The sequence below is a fragment of the Bacillus cereus group sp. Bc031 genome (assembly GCF_027716265.1).
GTDB classification, from domain to species: Bacteria; Bacillota; Bacilli; order Bacillales; family Bacillaceae_G; genus Bacillus_A; species Bacillus_A paranthracis.
In genome coordinates, this window is record NZ_JAQFUL010000163.1 from 1 (window position 1) to 4,025 (window position 4,025).

Genomic DNA, 4,025 nt, shown 5'->3' on the forward strand with positions numbered 1-4,025 from the left:
ACCTATCCCCTAAAGAATTTAGGGAACAAGTGGTTTAGGTGTTTTGATTGGTGTCCCGTTTTCAGGGTTCACTTCATCCCGAGCGGTGTTTTTCTAAGCTTTTTGTAATTGTAATTCTTCACGTTCCATTATTTTTCTTAATACGATTGTTTGTGTCATTGTAAATAAGTTACCTATTATCCAGTACAACACAAGTCCTGATGGTGCCGCAAATCCCATAAATAAAATCATTGCGGGCATCATAATTTGCTGCATTTTTAGCATCTGTACTTGTTCTCCAGGTGTAATATTAGATTGGAAAACTTTCATCTGAATAAATGTCGTTAACGCTGCAATAATCGGTAATATATGATAAGGATCTGCATGTCCTAAGTTCACCCATAAAAACGAAGATGTGCGAATCTCTTCTGTTCGGCTAATCGCATAATACAAAGCAGAAAAAATCGGCATTTGTATTAATAGAGGCCAGCAACCAGCAAGTGGATTCCAACCGCCTGATTTCATTAGTTCTGACATTTCTTTTTGATACTGTTTTTGTTTTTCAAGATCTTTACTTACATCACCGTATTTCTTCTTTAGCTTCTGCAATTCAGGTTGCATTTTCTTCATTTTCGCTTGGCTACGATATTGCGAAACAGCTAATGGAATCATCGCTGAACGAATAACGAGCGTCATAATAATGATAGCAATCCCGAAGCTAGCTCCCGGTATATGATGAGCAACAAATTGAATCATAAACGAGATTGGATAGACAAAATAATGATCCCAAATTCCCGTACTATGTGCATCAATTGGTGCTGCATTACTGCAACCAGATAAAACAAAAACAAGTAATAATGATAAACTAACGAGCACAGCTCGGTATGATTTTAACATGTTCATTCCTCCAATGTTTCGTAATTATTTAGCGAAACATTGGTGTATACGGACCGACCTCGTCATTCTCTTCACTTGATTCTTGTCTGCGTACAGAACGAATCATTCCATATTTATAAAAAATAGAAAATAGCGGTACATTCCCCGCACTATCTTCACATGTATCAACTAACGCAAATGCTCTTTGTCTACCGCTCGATGCTTGCTGACGCACAAAGCGAGAAACGTTAGCAAGGAAGAAAACTTCTAACAAACAAAGTGCTGTCGTTACAAACGATATATATAGAATTGCATCCTGCAATAAAAATTCCATCGCTTCACATCCTTAATAAGGTCATTTTAGCACATTCGGCAAACATTCTCTATTTCCTTTTATCGTCAAAAAAAGTATTTTGCATATTTTCTCAAGAAAATAATAATTAAGAAACATTGTATTCGCTTTCTTTAGTATATTCACACACATCAATGAATAGGCTTGATTTATTAGAAATTTATAAAATTTTTGCATTATAATAAAACTATTGCCAGTTTTTGAAAAAACCTTTATTCTCTTCTTGTAATCAAAAATGAATATGGAGATGAAACATACTATGGGTCAACTAGGAGACGCCGATTACGTTCCCGACACCGCCTTTTTATCCTTCCCAGCAGCTAAAACATTTCACTTAGAATTTATCATACAGTTGGTTGTTATTTTCGTAGCTTCTATTTTGTATGCAATTTCTATGAATATGTTCTTTATCCCGCATAACATGATTAGCGGTGGATTCGCTGGGGTAGGGATGATTATCGGTTATTTAATGCACTACAATATCGGTGCACTTATCTTTTTACTAAACATTCCTCTTCTTATTTTAAGTCACTTTTACTTAGGCAAGAAGACAACCTTTTTAACAGCGTACTTTGTAGCTGTATCATCGTTAGCGATGAACATTATCCCTGTACACCAAGTTTCAGACGATATTTTACTATCTTCTGTATTCGGCGGTGTAATCTGCGGAGCAGCCTCAGGAATCATATTCCGATTTGCTTCTTCAACAGGTGGATTTGATGTTGTTGGATTGATTGTAGCGAAATATCGCGATGTTTCAATTGGAGCAATCATATTTGTATTCAACTTAATCTTACTTGTTGTAGCAGGATTTATTTTCGGATGGGATATTACACTTTATACGTTAATTAGTCGATTTGTAGTCAGCAAAGTGATCGATGCTGTGCATACGAAACATATAAAATTAACGATAATGACAATTACAGAAAAAGGCGAGGAAATAAAAAGCGCCCTACTACATCACGGCATACGTGGCGTGACAATGGTAGATGCTGTCGGCGGCTATACAAACCATAAGAAAAAAATGATTTACACTGTCGTGACTCGCTATGAGTTAGGCGAAATGAAACGTATTATCCGTCAAGTGGATAATAAAGCATTTATGAATATTACTGAAACAGTTGAAATTGTCGGCCGTTTCAAACGTATATAAAAAAGGTCAATACATGAAAGGGCATCACATATTATATGTGATGCCCTTTGTTATTCAACTCACGCACCTTTTAGCATAATACAATCATTAAGTTTATTACTACAAATCGGAGGATAGCATTCCATATACAATACTGTCTGTCCATTCATCTTTATTCCAGAAATCTTGTATGAAATGTGCTTCCTTTCTCATACCTATTCGTTCACACAATTTTTGTGAAGCTGTATTACGTGCATCAAGATTAGCTTGTATACGATGTACATTACATTCATTAAATAATTTAAATACCAAACGACTTACTGCTTCTGTTGCCAAACCTCTCCCAGCTACTTCATTTGAAAAACTATAACCAATCTCAACAGTGTCTCTCATATTTGTGTACCATACGGATAAATCACCAACTACCTTAGTTTTGTATATAACCGCCAAACTTAATATTGAGTCTTTAGTAAGTGCATTGTTTGCTATCTTCTTATTAAATCTTTCCTGCATGTCTTCATGAGTCCACTTATTATGTAATAGGAACTTACATGTATCCTCACTATTATAAATAGCAAATACATCCTGTAAATCAGTACTTTTAAAAGGTCTAATTATTAATCTTTCTGTTGTGAACTCCAAGTTAACTCTCCTCCCTTACATTACATGCATGCCATAAAACACTTTTTATCGTATTTAAGCCTTCTTAGATCTCACCTTGATTACATATTTCATCAAAATAAATGAAACTCCTTCTTCTACTAAACCGCACCGTTAATGGTATTTCCTTGCGTTTTTTATTTTTTACACTTATTACAAAATCAGATAATTCTATTATTATGTCTCTAAATGTGTTATAATGAAAACAGACTCACAAAAAAAGAGTATATAGACTTGGAAGTTTCTCATATTTTACAAACAAAAAGAAACGAGCAGTCAGGTATATTTCAGACACCATACACGTAACGGTTTAAATAACCGATCATCTTAGTTACTCTTCAATGATCTTTTTATAAAAAGATACGTACAATTAAAACTCACTTCAATATACTATACCTACCTTTTTGACTTCCAAATCATCTTATTACATAAGGAGATGAACATATGAATCAATATATACGATATACAATAGCTGTCCTGTTTGCTATTATCGGCGGAACAATCTGCTTCTGGACAAACACTCAGCTTGGAGAGAATATCATTTTTAATGGAATCGAAACACTTGTAAGCGCTTCAATTTTAGGTGGATACATTTTCTTCCTCTTTAATCCAGAAGAAAATGCGCAAAAAACAATGTTATTAACAATGATCGGAATTGTCGGCGGATGTATTTCCTACTCAATGACTAACTATACATTACCACTTCAATTAAGCTCAGCTTTCTTCCACGGTCTATGGACTTGGTTCATTGCATTCTGTCTAGCAGATGTATTCAACCTATTACAAGACAACGAAGAAGAAAACGGTCGCCAAATTGAAAGTAACTCGTAAGCTGGAAGAGATTCTTCCAGCTTTTTTTATGTTGGTTTGCAGACCCCGTCACCATAATAAAAAGAAGCTACTCTACAGCAACTCCTTCCCTATATACCCCATCTGGTAATCGCCGGAATATATCAGCGATTTTTCAAATATATCGACGATTTCTCCACTTATATCAGCGATTTTTTCATTATATCGACGATTCGA

At 34.9% G+C, this 4,025-nt stretch carries 5 protein-coding genes; 2 read left to right on the plus strand and 3 right to left on the minus strand.

All coding sequences use genetic code 11. The features are described from left to right. Nucleotides 1-93 precede the first annotated feature (93 nt). Nucleotides 94-876, minus strand: coding sequence for a membrane protein insertase YidC (gene yidC / locus PDQ33_RS28345; protein ID WP_061131774.1), 783 nt, complete (start codon nucleotides 874-876; stop codon nucleotides 94-96). A gap of 28 nt (nucleotides 877-904) precedes the next feature. Next, nucleotides 905-1,189 (minus strand): hypothetical protein, encoded by a 285-nt coding sequence (locus PDQ33_RS28350; protein ID WP_000394930.1) that lies wholly within the window; start codon nucleotides 1,187-1,189, stop codon nucleotides 905-907. Nucleotides 1,190-1,466: 277 nt separating this feature from the next. On the opposite strand from PDQ33_RS28350, the gene PDQ33_RS28355 reads away from it, so the two are divergent. Next, nucleotides 1,467-2,360 carry a YitT family protein gene (locus PDQ33_RS28355; protein ID WP_000530037.1) on the plus strand — a complete coding sequence of 298 codons (894 nt, stop codon included), beginning with the start codon at nucleotides 1,467-1,469 and terminating at the stop codon, nucleotides 2,358-2,360. Between the two features lie 99 nt (nucleotides 2,361-2,459). Here the strand turns inward: PDQ33_RS28355 and PDQ33_RS28360 are convergent, their stop codons facing one another. Further along, complete coding sequence (locus tag PDQ33_RS28360) at nucleotides 2,460-2,981, minus strand: GNAT family N-acetyltransferase (RefSeq protein ID WP_061131775.1); 522 nt, start codon at nucleotides 2,979-2,981, stop codon at nucleotides 2,460-2,462. 462 nt (nucleotides 2,982-3,443) lie between these two features. On the opposite strand from PDQ33_RS28360, the gene PDQ33_RS28365 reads away from it, so the two are divergent. After that, nucleotides 3,444-3,830, plus strand: a complete 387-nt coding sequence (locus PDQ33_RS28365; protein WP_001077770.1) for a DUF3938 domain-containing protein — start codon at nucleotides 3,444-3,446, stop codon at nucleotides 3,828-3,830. The last annotated feature ends 195 nt before the right edge of the window (nucleotides 3,831-4,025 follow it).